General features: G+C 68.1%; 15 protein-coding genes and 1 pseudogene. 1 reads left to right on the top strand and 15 read right to left on the bottom strand.

Going from position 1 to position 15,457, the window contains the following annotated elements; translation table 11 throughout:
• Positions 1 to 30 precede the first annotated feature (30 nt).
• The 5 genes from ACFOPI_RS02545 to ACFOPI_RS02525 all read right to left on the bottom strand — a co-directional run bounded on the left by ACFOPI_RS02545 (position 31) and on the right by ACFOPI_RS02525 (position 5,202).
• Positions 31 to 912, bottom strand: coding sequence for an ABC transporter ATP-binding protein (locus ACFOPI_RS02545; RefSeq protein ID WP_382170414.1), 882 nt, complete (start codon positions 910 to 912; stop codon positions 31 to 33).
• Positions 902 to 1,765 (bottom strand): nitrate ABC transporter permease, encoded by an 864-nt coding sequence (gene ntrB / locus ACFOPI_RS02540; protein ID WP_382170412.1) that lies wholly within the window; start codon positions 1,763 to 1,765, stop codon positions 902 to 904. Before ntrB ends, ACFOPI_RS02545 begins: the two co-directional genes overlap by 11 nt.
• Before the next feature lie 2 nt (positions 1,766 to 1,767).
• Positions 1,768 to 3,174 carry a CmpA/NrtA family ABC transporter substrate-binding protein gene (locus ACFOPI_RS02535; RefSeq protein WP_382170411.1) on the bottom strand — a complete coding sequence of 469 codons (1,407 nt, stop codon included), beginning with the start codon at positions 3,172 to 3,174 and terminating at the stop codon, positions 1,768 to 1,770.
• Between the two features lie 145 nt (positions 3,175 to 3,319).
• Positions 3,320 to 3,994 (bottom strand): response regulator, encoded by a 675-nt coding sequence (locus ACFOPI_RS02530; RefSeq protein ID WP_382170409.1) that lies wholly within the window; start codon positions 3,992 to 3,994, stop codon positions 3,320 to 3,322.
• Positions 3,991 to 5,202: a PAS domain-containing sensor histidine kinase gene (locus tag ACFOPI_RS02525; protein ID WP_382170407.1), complete on the bottom strand. Its 1,212-nt coding sequence runs from the start codon at positions 5,200 to 5,202 to the stop codon at positions 3,991 to 3,993. The genes ACFOPI_RS02530 and ACFOPI_RS02525 overlap by 4 nt, the downstream gene beginning before the upstream one ends.
• Before the next feature lie 128 nt (positions 5,203 to 5,330).
• Between ACFOPI_RS02525 and ACFOPI_RS02520 the strand changes: the two genes are divergently transcribed.
• On the top strand, positions 5,331 to 6,260 hold the full coding sequence (locus ACFOPI_RS02520) for an MBL fold metallo-hydrolase (protein WP_382170405.1): 930 nt from the start codon (positions 5,331 to 5,333) through the stop codon (positions 6,258 to 6,260).
• Positions 6,261 to 6,267: 7 nt separating this feature from the next.
• On the opposite strand, the gene ACFOPI_RS02515 is transcribed toward ACFOPI_RS02520, so the two are convergent.
• From ACFOPI_RS02515 to ACFOPI_RS02475, 10 genes and pseudogenes are all read right to left on the bottom strand, one after another.
• Positions 6,268 to 7,317: a protein-glutamate methylesterase/protein-glutamine glutaminase gene (locus ACFOPI_RS02515; protein WP_382170403.1), complete on the bottom strand. Its 1,050-nt coding sequence runs from the start codon at positions 7,315 to 7,317 to the stop codon at positions 6,268 to 6,270.
• 9 nt (positions 7,318 to 7,326) lie between these two features.
• Complete coding sequence (locus ACFOPI_RS02510) at positions 7,327 to 7,866, bottom strand: chemotaxis protein CheD (RefSeq protein ID WP_382170401.1); 540 nt, start codon at positions 7,864 to 7,866, stop codon at positions 7,327 to 7,329.
• Positions 7,863 to 8,675 (bottom strand): CheR family methyltransferase, encoded by an 813-nt coding sequence (locus ACFOPI_RS02505; protein ID WP_382170399.1) that lies wholly within the window; start codon positions 8,673 to 8,675, stop codon positions 7,863 to 7,865. The genes ACFOPI_RS02510 and ACFOPI_RS02505 overlap by 4 nt, the downstream gene beginning before the upstream one ends.
• The gene (locus tag ACFOPI_RS02500) at positions 8,672 to 9,190 is read right to left on the bottom strand and encodes a chemotaxis protein CheW (protein ID WP_382170397.1); all 519 of its coding nucleotides are present in this window, start codon (positions 9,188 to 9,190) and stop codon (positions 8,672 to 8,674) included. The genes ACFOPI_RS02505 and ACFOPI_RS02500 overlap by 4 nt, the downstream gene beginning before the upstream one ends.
• An 11-nt stretch (positions 9,191 to 9,201) precedes the next feature.
• Positions 9,202 to 10,356 (bottom strand): methyl-accepting chemotaxis protein, encoded by a 1,155-nt coding sequence (locus ACFOPI_RS24240; protein WP_449272011.1) that lies wholly within the window; start codon positions 10,354 to 10,356, stop codon positions 9,202 to 9,204.
• Positions 10,357 to 10,365: 9 nt separating this feature from the next.
• Positions 10,366 to 11,607: pseudogene (locus tag ACFOPI_RS24235) on the bottom strand (PAS domain-containing protein); the annotation flags it as partial.
• 11 nt (positions 11,608 to 11,618) lie between these two features.
• Positions 11,619 to 13,718 carry a chemotaxis protein CheA gene (locus ACFOPI_RS02490; RefSeq protein WP_382170393.1) on the bottom strand — a complete coding sequence of 700 codons (2,100 nt, stop codon included), beginning with the start codon at positions 13,716 to 13,718 and terminating at the stop codon, positions 11,619 to 11,621.
• Positions 13,715 to 14,026, bottom strand: a complete 312-nt coding sequence (locus ACFOPI_RS02485) for an STAS domain-containing protein (protein WP_382170391.1) — start codon at positions 14,024 to 14,026, stop codon at positions 13,715 to 13,717. Before ACFOPI_RS02485 ends, ACFOPI_RS02490 begins: the two co-directional genes overlap by 4 nt.
• A 10-nt stretch (positions 14,027 to 14,036) precedes the next feature.
• On the bottom strand, positions 14,037 to 14,408 hold the full coding sequence (locus ACFOPI_RS02480; RefSeq protein WP_382170389.1) for a response regulator: 372 nt from the start codon (positions 14,406 to 14,408) through the stop codon (positions 14,037 to 14,039).
• A gap of 19 nt (positions 14,409 to 14,427) precedes the next feature.
• Positions 14,428 to 15,417 carry a methyl-accepting chemotaxis protein gene (locus tag ACFOPI_RS02475; RefSeq protein WP_382170387.1) on the bottom strand — a complete coding sequence of 330 codons (990 nt, stop codon included), beginning with the start codon at positions 15,415 to 15,417 and terminating at the stop codon, positions 14,428 to 14,430.
• Positions 15,418 to 15,457 lie beyond the last annotated feature (40 nt).

The following is a 15,457-nucleotide window of genomic DNA, read 5'->3' as shown; positions in this document are numbered from 1 at the left end:
TGCTTGTGGGAAAGGGAAGGAAAAAGCAGGTCAATGGGCTCGCGCACGCGAGACCAGAAAATCCACGATGTGGTTGCGCAGGTCGTAGTAACCGTCGAGGTGGTGCAGCTGCGCGCGCGTGCGGCTGCGCGGCAGCGGGTTGACCACCACCTCGGCCAGTCCGCCGGGCCTGTAGCCCTGGTCGGTCTCCTGGCCGTTGGTCATGAGCAGGATGCGGTCAGAGAGGAGGATGGCCTCGTCCACGTCGTGCGTGATCATGAACACGGTCTGCTGCGTCTCGCGCACGATGCCCATCAGCTCGTCCTGGATGGTGCCGCGCGTGAGCGCGTCCAGCGCGCCGAAGGGTTCGTCGAGCAGCAGCATCTTGGGCTGGATGGCGAAGGCGCGCGCAATGCCCACGCGCTGCTTCATGCCGCCCGAGAGCTGGCTGGGCTTCTTGTCGATGGCGTTCGACAGACCGACCAGCGCGACGAACTTCTCGACGTGGGCGCCGATCTGCGCCTTGTTCCAATCCGGCCAGCGCGACTTGACCGCAAACGCGATGTTCTGCCGCACGGTGAGCCAGGGCATGAGCGCATGGCTCTGGAACACCACGCCGCGCTCCAGGCTGGGCCCGGCGATCTCGCGGCCGTCCATGAAGCAGTGGCCGCCGGTGGCGGTGTCCAGCCCCGCGAGCACGTTGAGGATGGTGGTCTTGCCGCAGCCGCTGTGGCCGATGATGCAGACGAACTCGCCCTGCGCGATCTCGAACGACACGTCGGCAAACACCGGCTTGTCGGCCTGGAAGGCCTTGGCGAGCCGTTCAACCTTGAGGAAACCGGACATCGGAAAACCCTTCTGATGGGCAGCGGCCGCCGGGGCCGCGGTGGTCGCGAGGGCGGCGCCCTCGCGCACGCTGGTGTCACTCCACATAGGTCACCGCCTTCTGAAGCTGCGCGAACATCAGGTCCAGCAGCATGCCGACCACCCCGATCAGCAGCACCGCGAAGATCACGTTGGTCAGCGACAGGTTGTTCCATTCGTTCCACACGAAGTAGCCCACACCGGTGCCGCCGACCAGCATCTCGGCCGCCACGATCACCAGCCAGGCGATGCCCATGCTGATGCGCATGCCCGTCAGGATGGTCGGGGCCGCGGCGGGCAGGATCACCTGGAAGGCCTTGCGCAGCGGGTTGACCTCCAGCGTGCTGGCCACGTTGAGCCACTCACGCTTGACCGAGGCGACGCCGAAGGCGGTGTTGATCAGCATCGGCCAGATGGAGCAGATGAAGATCACGAAGATGCCGCTGACGTCGGAGTCCTTGAGCGTGTAGAGCGCCAGCGGCATCCAGGCCAGCGGGCTGATGGGTTTGAGCACCTGCACGAAGGGGTTGAAGGCCTTCTGCATCAGCGGCGACATGCCAATGGCAAAGCCCAGCGGCAGCGCCACCGCCATGGCCAGCAGGAAACCCAGGCCGACCCGGCCGAGCGAGTGCGCGAGCTGGATGCCGATGCCCTTGTCGTTCGGGCCCTTGTCGTAGAACGGGTCGGACAGGTGCGCCCAGCTGGCCTTCGCCACCTCGATCGGCGGCGGGAAGCCGGCGCTCTTCTGCGCACCGGGGTCCTTGCCCATCATCTTGGCGTACTCGATCTCTTCGGCCGTCATGCCGGCCGACGAGCCACCGACCGACGGGCCGGAGGTGCCGAGTTGCCAGGCGCCCACGAAGCACACGAACAGCAGCAGCGACACCACCGCCGCGCGCAGGTTGAGACTCACCGTCTTCATGGTCAGGCCGCCTTGGCGATGGCGAAGCTCTTGAGGTATTCCTCCGGCTTGGCCGGGTCGAAGGCCTTGCCCATGATGGTGTGCTTGGCGTAGGTCGGGCCAGCCTTGAACTCCATGCCCAGGTCCTTCATGTGCTTGCGCGCGTCGGTGATGAGGAACACCTTCTCGGCGATGGCCTTGTAGTCCACGTCGCCCTTCACATAGCCCCAGCGCTTCATCTGGGTGAGCATCCACACGGCCATGCTCTGCCACGGCATCGGGTCGAAGTCGGCGCGGTCCGGCACGTTCTGCACCTTGCCCAGGCCGTCGGCGAACTTGCCGCTGAGCACCTGGTTGAGCACCGCCTCGGGCTGGTTGAGGTACTGCGCAGGCGCAATGACCTTGGCGATCAGTTCGCGGTTCTTGGGCTGGCGCGCCATGGCGGCCGCGTTGAGCACGGCCCGGTAGAGCGCCGCAAAGGTGTTGGGGTTCTTCTGGATGAACTCGGTGCTGGTGCCGAAGGCGCAGCAGGGGTGACCGTTCCAGAGGTCCTTGGTCAGCACGTGGATGAAGCCGACCTCGTCGAAGACTGCGCGCTGGTTGAACGGGTCCGGGCCAAGGAAACCGTCGATGTTGCCGGCGCGCAGGTTGGCCACCATCTCGGCCGGCGGGATCACGCGCAGCTGCACGTCGGTGTCGGGGTTCAGCCCGGCCTCAGCCAGGTAGTAGCGCAACAGGAAGTTGTGCATCGAGTAGTCGAACGGGATGCCGAACTTGAAGCCCTTCCAGTTCTTCGGGTCTCGGTTGTCCTTGTGCTTGAGGCTCAGGGTAATGGCCTGGCCGTTGATGTTCTGGATCGTGGCCACGTTCATCGGCGTGGCGTTGCTGCCCAGCCCCATGCTGATGGCCAGCGGCATGGGCGAGAGGAAGTGCGACGCGTCGTACTCCTTGTTGATCATCTTGTCGCGCACCAGTGCCCAGCCGGCGGTCTTGGTGACTTCGACGTTCAGGCCCTGCTTGCTGTAGAAGCCCAGCGGGTGGGCCATGATCAGCGGCGTGGCGCAGGTGATCGGAATGAAGCCGATCTTGAGGTTGGTCTTCTCCAGCGCGCCCTTGTCCTGCGCCATGGCCTGCAGGCTGGCCACCGGCAGCACGCTGGCGATGGCGGCCATGGCCGTGCCCTTGCCGACCGCGCGCAGGAAGCGGCGGCGCTCTTCGTCGTGCGGGAAGATGGCCTTGACCAGCGTGGCCTCGATGAACTCGTTGCTGTAGGCCTCGAATTCGGCGGTCTCGCTGCGGGCGCGCAGCTCACGAGCGGCTTCGTCGGCCACCACCTCGGCGTGATGGTCGGCCAGCGTGTGATCGCGTCCGCACGTGCACTTCATCATGAGCGGACGGTCGGCGTTGTAGGGGTCGAAGAATTCGGACATGACGCACCTCGTGAGTTGATGACGGGTGTGTCTTGCAAGCGGCGGGCCACGGCAGGGGCCGGCGAGGACCATCGGTGCCTGTGTGCTGCATTTCGTGGAGGCTCCGACGATGCCGTGTAGGGCCAGCCCTACAAAACCGGGCGTTTCAGCCGCCTGGGCGGTGGCGCGCGTGGCGCTCGGCGTACAGCGCGAGCTCCACATCGTTCTTGGTGCCGGTCTTTTCGAGGATGCGCGCACGGTAGGTGCTCACCGTGTTGGGCGCCAGCCCGAGCTGCGCACCAATTTCGCTCACGGTCTGGCCCTGCGTGAGCAGGCGGTAGACCTGGTGCTCGCGGTGCGACAGCGCCTCCGGGCCGGCCTGCGCGCTGCCTTGCCCCACGGCGGTCGCCAGCGCCTCGGCGGTGGCGGGCGTGAGGAACACGCCCCCCGCGGCCACCTTGCGCACCGCGGCGAGCATGTCGTCGGGGTCGGCGCTTTTGTTCAGGTAGCCGCTGGCGCCGAGCTTGATGCAGCGCACCGCGTACTGCTTCTCGGGGTAGGTGCTGAGCATCAGCACCGGCAGCTTCGGGTGCGCGCGCTTGAGTTGCTGCAGCACGTCCAGACCGTCGATGTCGGGCAGGGCGATGTCCAGCAGCACCAGGTCCAGGCCTGCACTGCCCAGCAGCTGGGCCACCTGCGCGAGCACCTCGGGGCCGGTCTGCGCCTCGGCCACCACCCGCACGTCGGGCGCGTCGGCCAGGATCTGCTTGAGGCCTTCGCGCACGATGCGGTGGTCGTCGCCGATCAGCACACGCAGGGTGTCGGTGAGCACGCCGGTCATTTCTGTTCTCCTCCAGGAAGGCCCAGCTGCAGGTGCATGCGGGTTCCCTGCCCGGGCGCGCTGGCGATGTCGATGCGGCCGCCGAAGTGCCGCGCGCGTTCGCGCATGCCCATCACGCCGTAGGCGTCCCCCGCCTCGAAGGCCTGCGCCGGCGCGCCGATGCCGTCGTCCTGCACCGTGAGCGAGAGCTCGCCCGCGGCCACGGCGATCGCCACCTTCAGGTGGCGCGCCTGGGCGTGACGACCGACGTTGCTCAGCATCTCCTGGAAGATGCGGAACACCGCCATGGCCATCGGCTCGGGCGGCTCGGGCCAGGGGTGATCGGGGTCCATGTCCATGCACCAGTCCAGTGCCAGCTCGGCCGACTGCACGAACTCCTGCGCCTGCCACTCCAGCGCCGCCCACAGGCCCTGGTGGTCCAGGATGCTGGGGCGCAGGTCGGTGATGATGCGGCCGACGTTGTCGACGGCGCTCTCGATCAGGCGGCTCATGTTCTGGCACTTGCAGCGCATGCGGCCGCGCATGTCCTCGGCGTCCTCCGGGCTGCGCCGGGTCTGCTCGGACAGGCGCTTGTCCATCCAGTTGACGTCCATCTTGAGCGCCACCAGCAGGCTGCCGAGCTCGTCGTGCACCTCGCGGGCGATGCGGGTGCGCTCTTCCTCGCGCACGGTCTCGGACCAGGCGGCCAGCTCGCGCACGCTCCGCAACGCCGTCTCCAGCGCGAGCGTGCGCTCGCGCACGCGCTCCTCCAGCTGGTCTTTGGCGCGCTGCAGCGCGTCGGCCGCCCGCTTGCGCTCGGTGATGTCGACGAAGGTGACGACGGCGCCGCGCACCTGGCCGTCCTCGATCACCGGGTGGCTGGAGTACTCGACCGGGAATGACGATCCGTCGCGGCGCCAGAACACCTCGCTGTCGATGCGGCAGGGCAGGCCGCGGCGGAAGGCGTTGAAGATCGGGCACTCGGCCTCGGGGTAGGCCGAGCCGTCGGGCCGGGCGTGGTGGGTCAGCCCGTGCATGTTGCGGCCGATCAGCTCGTGCGGCTCGTAGCCGATGAGCCGCGCGCCCGCCGGGTTGATGAACACGCAGGCCCCGTCCAGGTCCACGCCGTAGATGCCTTCGCCGGTGGAGGCCAGCAGCAGCGCGACCGGGTCGCGCCAGGAGCCGACCGCGGGCGAGCGGTCCAACCGGGCAGGGGCTTCGAGGGTCATGACACCGCCCAAGCAATCGATGTGCCCGAATCGCGGGCGACCCGGGCCGCCCCCCGGAAACCCTGAGCCCGCCCTCGATTTTGATAGTCAATAATTGATTGCTGATATTTGACCGCCGGTGCCCGCCCATGACCCGTCTTTCGCTCCGCCTCCTGTGCTGCGCCGTCTGGGCCGGTGTCGCCGCGATCGCCCACGCCGTCGAGGTGAAGTTCCAGCCGGTGGCGCCAGGCATCTACGCCTTCATCGGCGAGAAGTCCGGCCGGACCTACGCCAACGAGGGCCTGAACGCCAACATCGGCCTGGTGGTCACGCCGGCCGGTGCGCTGCTGATCGACAGCGGCGCGAGCTGGCAGGGTGCGCAGCAGCTCCACGCGGCGGTGAAGAAAGTGACCGACCAGCCGGTGAAGTGGGTCATCAACACCGGCGGGCAGGACCACCGCTGGCTGGGCAACGGTTACTTCATCGCCCAGGGCGCCGAGGTGATCGCGCACGCCAGCGGCAAGGCGGACCTGCTGGCCCGCGGCGGCGACCACCTCGCCGCCCTCCAGCCCGCGCTGAAGGAGAAGCTGGACGGCACCGTCCCCAACCTGCCCACGCGCTGGCTGACCGGCAACGACGAAACCCTGAACCTGGGCGGCATGGCCATCGAGGTGAAACACCGCGGTGGCGCCCACACACCCGGCGACCTGATGGTCTGGCTGCCGCAGCAGCGCGTGGTCTTTAGCGGCGACATCGTCTACGTGGACCGCATGCTGGGCGTGATCCCGGTCAGCCACACCGGCCGCTGGCTGCAGAGCTTTGCCGCGATGGAAGCATTGCAGCCGGCGCGCATCGTGCCCGGCCACGGCGAGGTGTGTGATCTGCCGAAGGCGCAGGCGCAGACGCGCGACTACCTGCAAGCGCTGCGCACGCACATGAAGAAAGCGGTGGAGAACGGCGAGGACATCGGCACCGCCATCAAGGGCTTCGACGCGAAACCCTGGCTGGGCCTGCTGAACGCGGCCGAGCTGCACCCGGGCAACGCGAGCCGGACGTACCTGGAACTGGAACGGGAGTGAGGCGGGCTCAGCCGCGCGCGTCGAAGGCCATCACCGCGCGCGCCACCTGGCCCAGCGGCATCACCTCGTCCACCGCGCCCAGGGCCACCGCTTCCTTGGGCATGCCGTAGACCACGCAGCTGGCCTCGTCCTGCGCCACGGTGCGGGCGCCCTGGTCATGCAGTGCCTTCATCCCGCGCGCACCGTCGTCGCCCATGCCGGTGAGGATGATGGCCAGCGCGTCGCGGCCGGCGCAGTCGGCGGCCGATCGGAACAGCACGTCCACCGAGGGTTTGTGGCGGTTCACCGGCGGTCCGTCGGCCACGCTCACGTAGTACTGGCCACCGCTCTTGCGCAGCTGCATGTGGCGTCCGCCCGGAGCGATCAGCGCCACACCGCGCTCCAGCCGGTCGCCGTCGCGCGCCTCCCGCACCTCCATCGCGCACAGGCCGTCCAGCCGCTGCGCATACATCGCGGTGAACTTCTCGGGCATGTGCAACACGATGGCCATGCCCGGGCTGTCGGCCGGCAGCGAGGTCAGCACCGATTCGATGGCCTGGGTGCCGCCTGTGGAGGCCCCGAGCACGATCGGCTTGTTGACCGAGAGGGCATGCAGGCCGGCCAGCGGCGGGCGGGGGGCCGTCGCCGCCATCGGGGCGGGTGCGGGAGTGCGGCGCGGGCGCGAGCGCGCGGCGGTTTTGAGGGTCTGCAGCAGCTCTCGGCGCGATTCCTCCAGGAACTGCTTGAGGCCCAGGCGCGGCTTGGCCACCACGGCCACCGCACCGGCCGCCAGCGCGTCCAGCGCCATGCGGCTGCCATCGGTGGTCAGCGTCGAGCAGATCACGGTGGGGATGGGTGACTCCTCCATGATCTGACGCAGAAAGGTCAGGCCATCCATACCGGGCATCTCGATGTCCAGCAGCAGCACGTCCGGCCGGTTCTTGCGGATCGCCGGACCGGCCAGCAGCGGGTTGGGCGCACTGCCCAGCAGCTCGATGGCGGGATCGTCCTTGATCAGGTGCATCAGCGTCTGCCGCACCACCGCCGAGTCATCCACCACATACACCTTGATTGACATGTCGCTTCCTCAGACCATCACGCTGGTCACTTGTGGTTCTTCGGGCCCCACGGTCCAGGCAAGGCGGCGGTACACCAGGCCCCCGAGGTCCTGCAGCAACACCTGGACCCCACGCCCGGCCAGGGCGTCCAGCACCCACTCGGCGTTTCGGTCCCCCACGCCACCGCTCGGGTAGTTCTGCGGGAACATGTTGCCGCCGCCATAAACATAGGCTTGGCACAGCGCAGGCCTGATGCCGCGCGAGAGCAGCAGCGCCTCCATTGCCGCCAACGCCAGCGGGCCGAAGGCGCAGCTCTCCTGGCGCCGGTGGACCGGGTTGCTGGCATGCACGATGTGGCACATGGCGCCCACACTGCGGCGCGGGTCGGTCATGATCACGGCCACGCAGGAGCCCAGCAGCGTTTCCATCCGCTCGCCGCGATCGGCAATTGCCAGTTGCCCCGGGTGCAGCGTGTGCACGCGAATACTGGGCATCTGCACGCGCAGGTGGGGCGAGGGCGCGCGCACAGGCGCTCGCGCCGCCTCCGCCAGCGCCAGGTGTTCATTCACCCAGACACCTTGCGAAACGCTCCGGGACCGAGCGTCTGCAGCGAAGTCTGGCAGGGTACGCGGCCCTCGGCCGTGCCGATGAAAAACAGGCCGCCAGGGCGCAGGTGCGCCAGCACACGGTCGACCACGGCACTCTTGGTCGGGGCGTCGAAGTAGATCAGCACGTTGCGCAGGAACACCACGTCAAAGGGCCCGAGCCCATCGATGGGCTGGCACAGGTTGACCTGGCCAAAGCGCACGTGATCGCGCAACTTGTCCTTGACCTGCACCAGACCCTCGGCTTCGCCCTCCCCGCGCAGGCAGTGGCGCCTGAGGCGTTCGGGGCTCACATGGCGCAGCCGTTCCTCGGGAAAGATGCCCTGGGCGGCGCTGCGCAGCACACGGTCGCTGATGTCGGTGCCCAGGATGCTCCAGCCCGCTCCGATGACACTCTTGAGCTGCAGGTCGGCCAGCAACATGGCGGTGCTGTAGGCCTCGTCGCCGAACGACGAGGCCGCACTCCATACCGCTACCGACGCGGGCCGGGTCTGCAGCAGCTCGCTTTCGATCAGGTCGAAGTGCGCCGGCTCGCGGAAGAAGTAGGTCTCGTTGGTGGTGAGCAGATCGATCGCGACCTGCAGTTCGCCCTGGTCGTCGTTGCTGGCGATCAGCGCCGCGTACTCCCGAAAGCCACCGAGGCCCAGGCGCTGGATGCGCGGGCCCAGTCGGGAGGACACCAGTGGCCGCTTGGAATCGGCAAACGACAGCCCGCACAGCTCGTGCATCAGGCCGGTGATCTGGCGGTAGCTCTGGTCGCACAGCGGGGTCATACCGGCTCCGCCTCTTGCGCGGCCTCGCACAGTCTGGCCATCTCGTCGACGTCGAAGGCCTTGTCAGGGTCGAGGATGATCACGAAGCGTTCGGCCAGTTTGCCCATGCCGCGGATGAAGTCGCGCCGCACCCCCGAGCCAAAGCTGGGCGGTGGCTCGATCTGCGCGGCGGGGATGTCGATCACCTCGCTGACCGCATCGACCAGCAAGCCGAGCTCGACCCGTTCGCCTTCTCGCTGCGAATCGAAGATGACAATGCAGGTTTTCTTCCCTACCTGCGTCACGGGGTGACCGAAACGCGCATGCAGGTCGATCACCGGCACCACGGCGCCGCGCAGATTGATCACGCCGCGCACGAAGTCGGGCATCAGCGGCACGGTGGTCATGGGCCCGTACTGGATGATCTCGCGCACGGTGCGGATGTCCATCGCGAACACCTCCTTGCCGAGCACAAAAGTGAGGAACTGCTGGCCGGTGGACGCGGACTCTCCTGCCAGGGTGGTCTGTGACGCCATGTAGACCCCGCTCAGTAGGGACGGAAGTTACCGCCAGCGGCCGCACGAGGCACTGGCGCACCAGCCACGGCCGCCATGCGCAGGCCACCACCGCCGTAGCTGCGGCGACCGCTGTCGCTGTTGGCCGCGCGCCGCTCGACACGGTCGCCACCACCGCCGCTGCCGGTGGACGAGAAGAACGACACCGTCTGCTGCAGCTGCTCGGCCTGACCGGACAGCTCTTCGGACGTAGCGGCCAGCTCTTCGGACGCGGACGCGTTCTGCTGCGTGGCCTTGCTCAACTGGCCCATGGCGCCGCCGATCTGCGTGACCGACTGGCTCTGTTCGCTGGACGCGGCGGAGATCTCCTGCACCAGTTCGGAGGTGCGCTGGATCGAGGGCACGATCTCACCCAGCAGCTTGCCGGCGCGCTCAGCCGTGTCCACGCTGTTGGTGGCCAGGTCGCCGATTTCCTTGGCTGCTTCCTGGCTCCGTTCGGCCAGCTTGCGCACCTCGGCCGCCACCACTGCGAAGCCCTTGCCGTGCTCGCCGGCACGGGCCGCCTCGATGGCGGCATTGAGCGCCAGCAGGTTGGTCTGGTAGGCGATGTCGTCGACGATGCTGATCTTGGCCGCGATCTGTTTCATGGCCTGCACGGTGCGGGTCACGGCTTCGCCGCCCTCGCCGGCTTCCTTGCTGGCCTTGGTGGCCATGTTGTCGGTGACACGGGCGTTGTCGCTGTTCTGCGAAATGGAGGCGGACATCAGGTCCACCGACGAGGTGGTCTCTTCCACCGACGCCGCCTGCTCGCTGGCGGCCTGAGACAGGCTCTGCGCGGTGGCGCTGACCTGGTTGGCCGCACCGGTCAGTGCTTCGGCGGCCGAGCGCACCTCGTCCATCACGCCGGACAGCTTCTCGCAGGTGGCGTTGGCATCGTCCTTCACCCGCTGGAAAGTGCCCGCGTACTCGCGGTCGATGCGCTGACTCAGGTCGCCACTGGACATGGCGCTGAACACCCGCACCACGTCCCCGAACACCTCTTCGCTGGTCTCCAGCAGGGCATTGATGCCTTCGCACAGGGCCAGCGGCGCGCCACTCTTGCCTTCCAGCGGAATGCGCTGGTCCAGCACGCCTTCGCGGGCGGCGCCGGTGGCGGCCTGGGCCTGCTCCACGGTCAGGGCCAGCATGGCGGCGGCGCGCACCTGTGCGGTCACGTCGGTGGCGTACTTGACCACCTTGAACGGCTTGCCATTGGTATCCATGATGGGGTTGTAGGACGCCTGGATCCAGATCTCCTGGCCGCCCTTGGTGATGCGCTTGTACTGGCCGGCGTCGTACTCGCCGCGGCCCAGCTTGTCCCAGAAGGCTCGGTATTCGGCGCTGCTGCGGTAGGCCGGTTCCACGAACAAGCTGTGGTGCTGCCCCTGGATCTCGGCAAGCGAATAGCCCACGGCGTTCAGGAAGTTGGCGTTGGCAGTGAGGATGTTGCCCTTGAGGTCGAACTCGATGACGGCCTGGGCCTTGCTGATGGCATCCAGCTGGCCGCTGAAGTCGGCCGCTTGCAGTTTCTGAGCGGTGATGTCGGTGGCGTACTTGACCACCTTGAACGGCTTGCCGTTCGTGTCCATGATGGGGTTGTAGGAGGCCTGGATCCAGACTTCCTTGCCGCCCTTGCCGATGCGCTTGTACTGGCCGGCGTCGTATTCGCCTCGGCCCAGCTTGTCCCAGAACAGGCGGTATTCGGCGCTGGAGCGGTAGGACGGTTCGACGAACAGGCTGTGGTGCTGGCCCTGGACCTCTTGCAGCGAGTAGCCCAGCGTGTTCAGGAAGTTGGCGTTGGCCGTGAGGATGTTGCCCTTGAGGTCGAACTCGATCACCGCCTGCGCCTTGCTGATGGCGTCCAGCTGGCCGCTGAAATCAGCCGCCTGCAGCTTCTGCGCCGTGATGTCGGTGGCGATCTTCACCACCTTGGCCACGCGGCCGTTGTCGTCCCTGACCGGCGCGTAGGTGGCCTGGATCCAGATGTCCTTGCCGGTCTTGGTGATGCGGCGGAACACGTCGGTCTGCGTCTGGCCGGCATTGAGCGCGTTCCAGAAGCCCGCATAGGCCGGCGTGGCGGCGTAGGCCGGGTCCACGAACAGGCGGTGGTGCTGGCCGACGATCTCTTCGGCGCGGTAACCCAGCGCCTGGCAGAAATTGGCATTGGCCTTGAGCACGGTGCCGTCGGTCCTGAATTCGATGTAGGCATAGGCCTCGTCGATTGCGGTGAGAACACCGGAGGCTTCCGCCTTGAGCTGGGCATGTTGCTGCTCCACCGCTGTCAAGCGTTCCTGCTGCTCCTTCAGCGCGCGGGCGCCCGCGTCGAGCTGGTCACACAGCTGGGCCAGTTGCTCACCCGCCACGAGCCGGGCCAGGAAGGGGAAGTCGTTCGTCGTCATGGAGATGCTCCTCAGGATTGCGGGGGGGTGGCCAACGTGGCGCTCGGGGATGACAGGCAGACGGCAGACCGTCCGGGCGGATGCATGGCCAGCTGACACAGCGAGGCCACGTCGAAAATCAGGGCCACGTCGCCGTTGCCGAGAATGGAAGAGCCGGACATGCCGCGCAAACTGCGGAACATGCGGCCCAGTGGTTTGATGACGGTCTGGTGTTGGCCGAGCAGCTGGTCGACCATCACGCCGTAGCGGGTGCCGCAGGCGCGGATGACGACCACGCTGACGCGGTCGGGCTCGGCGGATTCCAGGGCGTAGAGCGTGCGCAGGTTCACCACCGGCAGGGGCTGGCCGCGCAGTTCGACCACGCCCCGGCCGCTGGCGTCCAGCGCGGTGTGGTCGGTCCGGCTCTCGATCACTTCGACCACCGCGTCGAGCGGGAAGATGAAGCGCGAGTCGCCGACGCCGATCAGGAAGCCGTCGATGATGGCCAGGGTCAGCGGCAGGCGGATCTCGATGGTCGAGCCCGCGCCCTCCTCGCTGGTGAGCTGCACCGTGCCGCGCAGCGCTTCGATGTTGCTGCGGACCACGTCCATGCCGACGCCGCGGCCGCTGAGGTTGGTCACCTTCTCGGCGGTGGAGAAGCCGGGTTCGAAGATGAGCTTGAGGATGTCGGCGTCGGCGGGCACCACGCCAGGCTCCACCAGTCCCCGTTCCCAGGCGCGCGCCAGCACCTTCTGGCGTTGCACGCCCCGCCCGTCGTCGGTGATGCGGATCAGGATGCTGCCAGACTCGTGGCAGGCCGACAGGATGAGCCGGCCCTGCGCGGGCTTGCCGGCGGCCATGCGCTGCTCCGGTGTCTCCAGCCCGTGGTCCAGCGCGTTGCGCACCAGGTGCATCAGCGGGTCGGCGATGCGCTCGACCACCGACTTGTCGAGCTCGGTGTCGCCACCGACGATCTCCAGCTGCACCTCCTTGCCCAGCTCGGCGGCGGTGTCGCGCACCACGCGGCGGAAGCGCGAGAAGGTCTCGCCGATGGGCACCATGCGCAGCTGCAGCGTGCCGTTGCGGATTTCCTCGATCAGCTGGTTGATCTGTTCGTTGGCCTCGATCAGCGAGCCCTGGCGCGACTGACGGGCCAGCAGCGAGGCGCCGGCCCCGGCGATCACCAACTCGCCCAGCAGGTTGATCACCGCGTCGAGCCGGTCGGCCTGCACGCGGATGAAGCGCTGCTCTTCGCCGCCTTCGCGCGGCTTGGCGTTCGCCGCCGGTGCCCGGGCGGTCTCGGGTGTGGCGGGCGCGGCGGATGCGGTATCGGCCGGCGCGGTCACCGCGACCATGGCGGCCGGTGCGCAGGCCTGCGGCGGCGCCGGCGGCGTGATCTGCAGCGTACAGTCCTCGCGCACGAAGCTGAAGGCGGCCTCGATGGCCGCCTGGTCGGCCGTGGTCTCCAGCTCGAAGCCAAAGGCCAGGTGGCAGCTTTCGGGATCAAGCGTGTCCAGACTGGGCACGGAGGAGCGGTCGCAGTGGATGCGGGTGATCGCGCCCAGGCCGCGCAGGTAGTTGAGGATGGCCAGCGGGTCCATGCCGTTGCGGAAGGTGTCGGTCAGGAAGCCGACCTGCAGCGTCCAGACCCGGGCGGCGCTGTCGCCACCGGCAACGCCCTCGGGCGCAGGCCCTGCCACCGCAGAGGCCGCTGACGCATCACCACTGAAGGCCTGCAGGCGCGTTTCCAGGCTGGCACGGGCCGCGGCCTCGTCGGCGCTGACCGCGCCGCCCGATTGCGCCAGGCGGATCAGGAAGCGGATCTGGTCGTTGCACTGCAGCAGCAGCGTGCCCATGTCGGGCGTGAAGCCGACCAGGCCGTCGCGCAGCCGGTCCAGCAGGGTCTCGACGTGGTGGGTGAACGCCACCACCTCGTCCAGACCAAAAATGCCGGCCGAGCCCTTGACGGTGTGGGCGCAGCGGAACAGCGCGCCCAGCAGCTCACCGTTCTCGGGCTGGTCTTCCAGTTCCAGCAACAGCTGTTCGATGGCTTCGAGCTGTTCGCCCGACTCGCTGATGAAGGCGGGCAAAGCCTCGGCGATGAAGCTCTGGTCGGCGTCCTGTGTGCTCATGCGGTGACTCCCTCATCGGCGGTACGTTCGGACAGCCAGTCGGTCAGCCCGAGGGCGGCACAGGCCTCCACCAGCGGTGTGCTCGGCTGGGCCAGCCGCAACGCCTGCGAGCGGTCCTCCAGCGACCGGGCCAGCGACAGCAGCAGCTGCACGCCGGCGGCGTCGACCTGGTCGACCGCGGAGGCCTCCAGCGTCCAGGCGTCACCGCCACTGGCGGTGTTGTCGGCCAGCCAGGTGCGCGCCTGGGCGCACAGCTCGCTGGCGGTGTAGATGGTCAGTTCGGAGGGCAGGCTGCGCTGGGCGTCCATGGCAACCCCTTCACGGCAGGATCAGCTTGGACACCGCGTCCAGCAGCTGCGGCGGGTTGAAGGGCTTGACGATCCAGGCCTTGGCGCCCGCGGCCTTGCCCTGCTCCTTTTTGGCGTCCTGCCCTTCGGTGGTGAGCATCACCACCGGGGTGAACTTGTGGCGCGGGTGCTTCTTGACCTCGGTCACGAAGGCGATGCCGTCCATGATCGGCATGTTCACGTCGCTGACGATCAGGTGCACCTTGCCCGCCTTCTCCAGCTGGGCCAGGCCTTCCTTGCCGTCGCCGGCTTCGAGCACGTCGTAGCCGGCGCGGTTGAGGGCCAGCTTCACCACCAGGCGCAGTGAGCTGGAGTCATCGACGATCAGTATGGTCTTGGCCATGGAACGCTCCCGGAGGTGGTCAGAAGAAGGTGGTTTCGGTGCTGCTGCCGGCAGAGCCCGCCGAGCCGCCGGAGGCGGCCTGCCGCTGCTCGTCGGTGGTGTAGCCCGCGGTGAGCAGGGCCTCCCATTCGCTGGCGTCGGGCACGCGGCCATCGGCCAGCGCGCCCTGCAGCCGATCGGCGGCCTGGGCCATGGAGTTGCGCACCTGGTCGAGGATCTGGTGCACGCGGTCCTGGAACTGGAAGGCGATCATGAGTTGCTCTACCTCGGCCTTGACCATGGCCCCGCGCTGGCGCAGCTCGGCCGCACGGGCATTGAGGTCGGAGACGGTGCTGTCGACGCGCGCGATCACGTCGTTGACCAGCTGGCCGGACGAGTTCACCGCCTGGGCGTCGCGCTGGGCGTGGGCATCGGCGCCCTCCAGGGCATGGCGCACGCGGGTGCCAAACTGGCTCACCTGCTCGGCAATGTTCTTGCCCGTGGTGCCTGATTCGGTGGACAGGCGACGCACCTCGGCGGCCACCACCGAGAAGCCGCGTCCGCTCTCGCCGGCGCGCGCCGCCTCGATGGCGGCGTTGATCGAGAGCAGGTTGGTCTGCCGGGCGAGCTTGCTCACGTCCTCGGCCATCTGCGCCAGGCTCTGCGAGGCGGTCGAGAGCGAGCGCACCGAGCCCATCATGCCGTCGCGCGAGGCAACCAGGTGCGAGAAGGTGTCCAGCAGTTCGCGCAGCTGCCGCTCACAACCGCCGAGCATGGCGGCCCTGGCGTCCACCTCGGCGGCGGAATCGCCGGCCTCACCCTCGGGGGAGACGATGGTGTCGAGCGCCTGGAGGATGGTGGTGAAACCGCCCAGCAGGGTCTGCGTGGCCTCGTGCATCTGGTCCTGCGCGGTGCCCAGATGGGTCGACCACAGCGCCGACGCCTGGCTCAGGCGCTGCGCCACCTCTTCCAGGACGGGCGCCGCCGCCGGCCGGGACGAGGCGGGCAGCAACCGGGCGAAGGGCTGCATCAGCCAAGCGCCGAGCCCGCCTGACCGTTCCGCCAGCAAG

Source organism: Hydrogenophaga luteola (assembly GCF_042648585.1).
GTDB lineage: Bacteria > Pseudomonadota > Gammaproteobacteria > Burkholderiales > Burkholderiaceae_C > Hydrogenophaga > Hydrogenophaga luteola.
Note: the sequence above shows the minus strand (reverse complement) of the source record. Positions and strands in the feature narration are given on the sequence as shown.

Coding starts and splice junctions, on each gene's coding strand:
- ACFOPI_RS02545 (WP_382170414.1), bottom strand. CDS start 912: ATGTGGAGTGACACCAGCGTGCGCGAGGGCGCCGCCCTCGCGACCACC.
- ntrB (WP_382170412.1), bottom strand. CDS start 1,765: ATGAAGACGGTGAGTCTCAACCTGCGCGCGGCGGTGGTGTCGCTGCTG.
- ACFOPI_RS02535 (WP_382170411.1), bottom strand. CDS start 3,174: ATGTCCGAATTCTTCGACCCCTACAACGCCGACCGTCCGCTCATGATG.
- ACFOPI_RS02530 (WP_382170409.1), bottom strand. CDS start 3,994: ATGACCGGCGTGCTCACCGACACCCTGCGTGTGCTGATCGGCGACGAC.
- ACFOPI_RS02525 (WP_382170407.1), bottom strand. CDS start 5,202: ATGACCCTCGAAGCCCCTGCCCGGTTGGACCGCTCGCCCGCGGTCGGC.
- ACFOPI_RS02520 (WP_382170405.1), top strand. CDS start 5,331: ATGACCCGTCTTTCGCTCCGCCTCCTGTGCTGCGCCGTCTGGGCCGGT.
- ACFOPI_RS02515 (WP_382170403.1), bottom strand. CDS start 7,317: ATGTCAATCAAGGTGTATGTGGTGGATGACTCGGCGGTGGTGCGGCAG.
- ACFOPI_RS02505 (WP_382170399.1), bottom strand. CDS start 8,675: ATGACCCCGCTGTGCGACCAGAGCTACCGCCAGATCACCGGCCTGATG.
- ACFOPI_RS02500 (WP_382170397.1), bottom strand. CDS start 9,190: ATGGCGTCACAGACCACCCTGGCAGGAGAGTCCGCGTCCACCGGCCAG.
- ACFOPI_RS24240 (WP_449272011.1), bottom strand. CDS start 10,356: ATGCTGGCCCTGACCGTGGAGCAGGCCCAGGCCGCCACCGGCGCCGCC.
- ACFOPI_RS02490 (WP_382170393.1), bottom strand. CDS start 13,718: ATGAGCACACAGGACGCCGACCAGAGCTTCATCGCCGAGGCTTTGCCC.
- ACFOPI_RS02485 (WP_382170391.1), bottom strand. CDS start 14,026: ATGGACGCCCAGCGCAGCCTGCCCTCCGAACTGACCATCTACACCGCC.
- ACFOPI_RS02480 (WP_382170389.1), bottom strand. CDS start 14,408: ATGGCCAAGACCATACTGATCGTCGATGACTCCAGCTCACTGCGCCTG.
- ACFOPI_RS02475 (WP_382170387.1), bottom strand. CDS start 15,417: ATGCAGCCCTTCGCCCGGTTGCTGCCCGCCTCGTCCCGGCCGGCGGCG.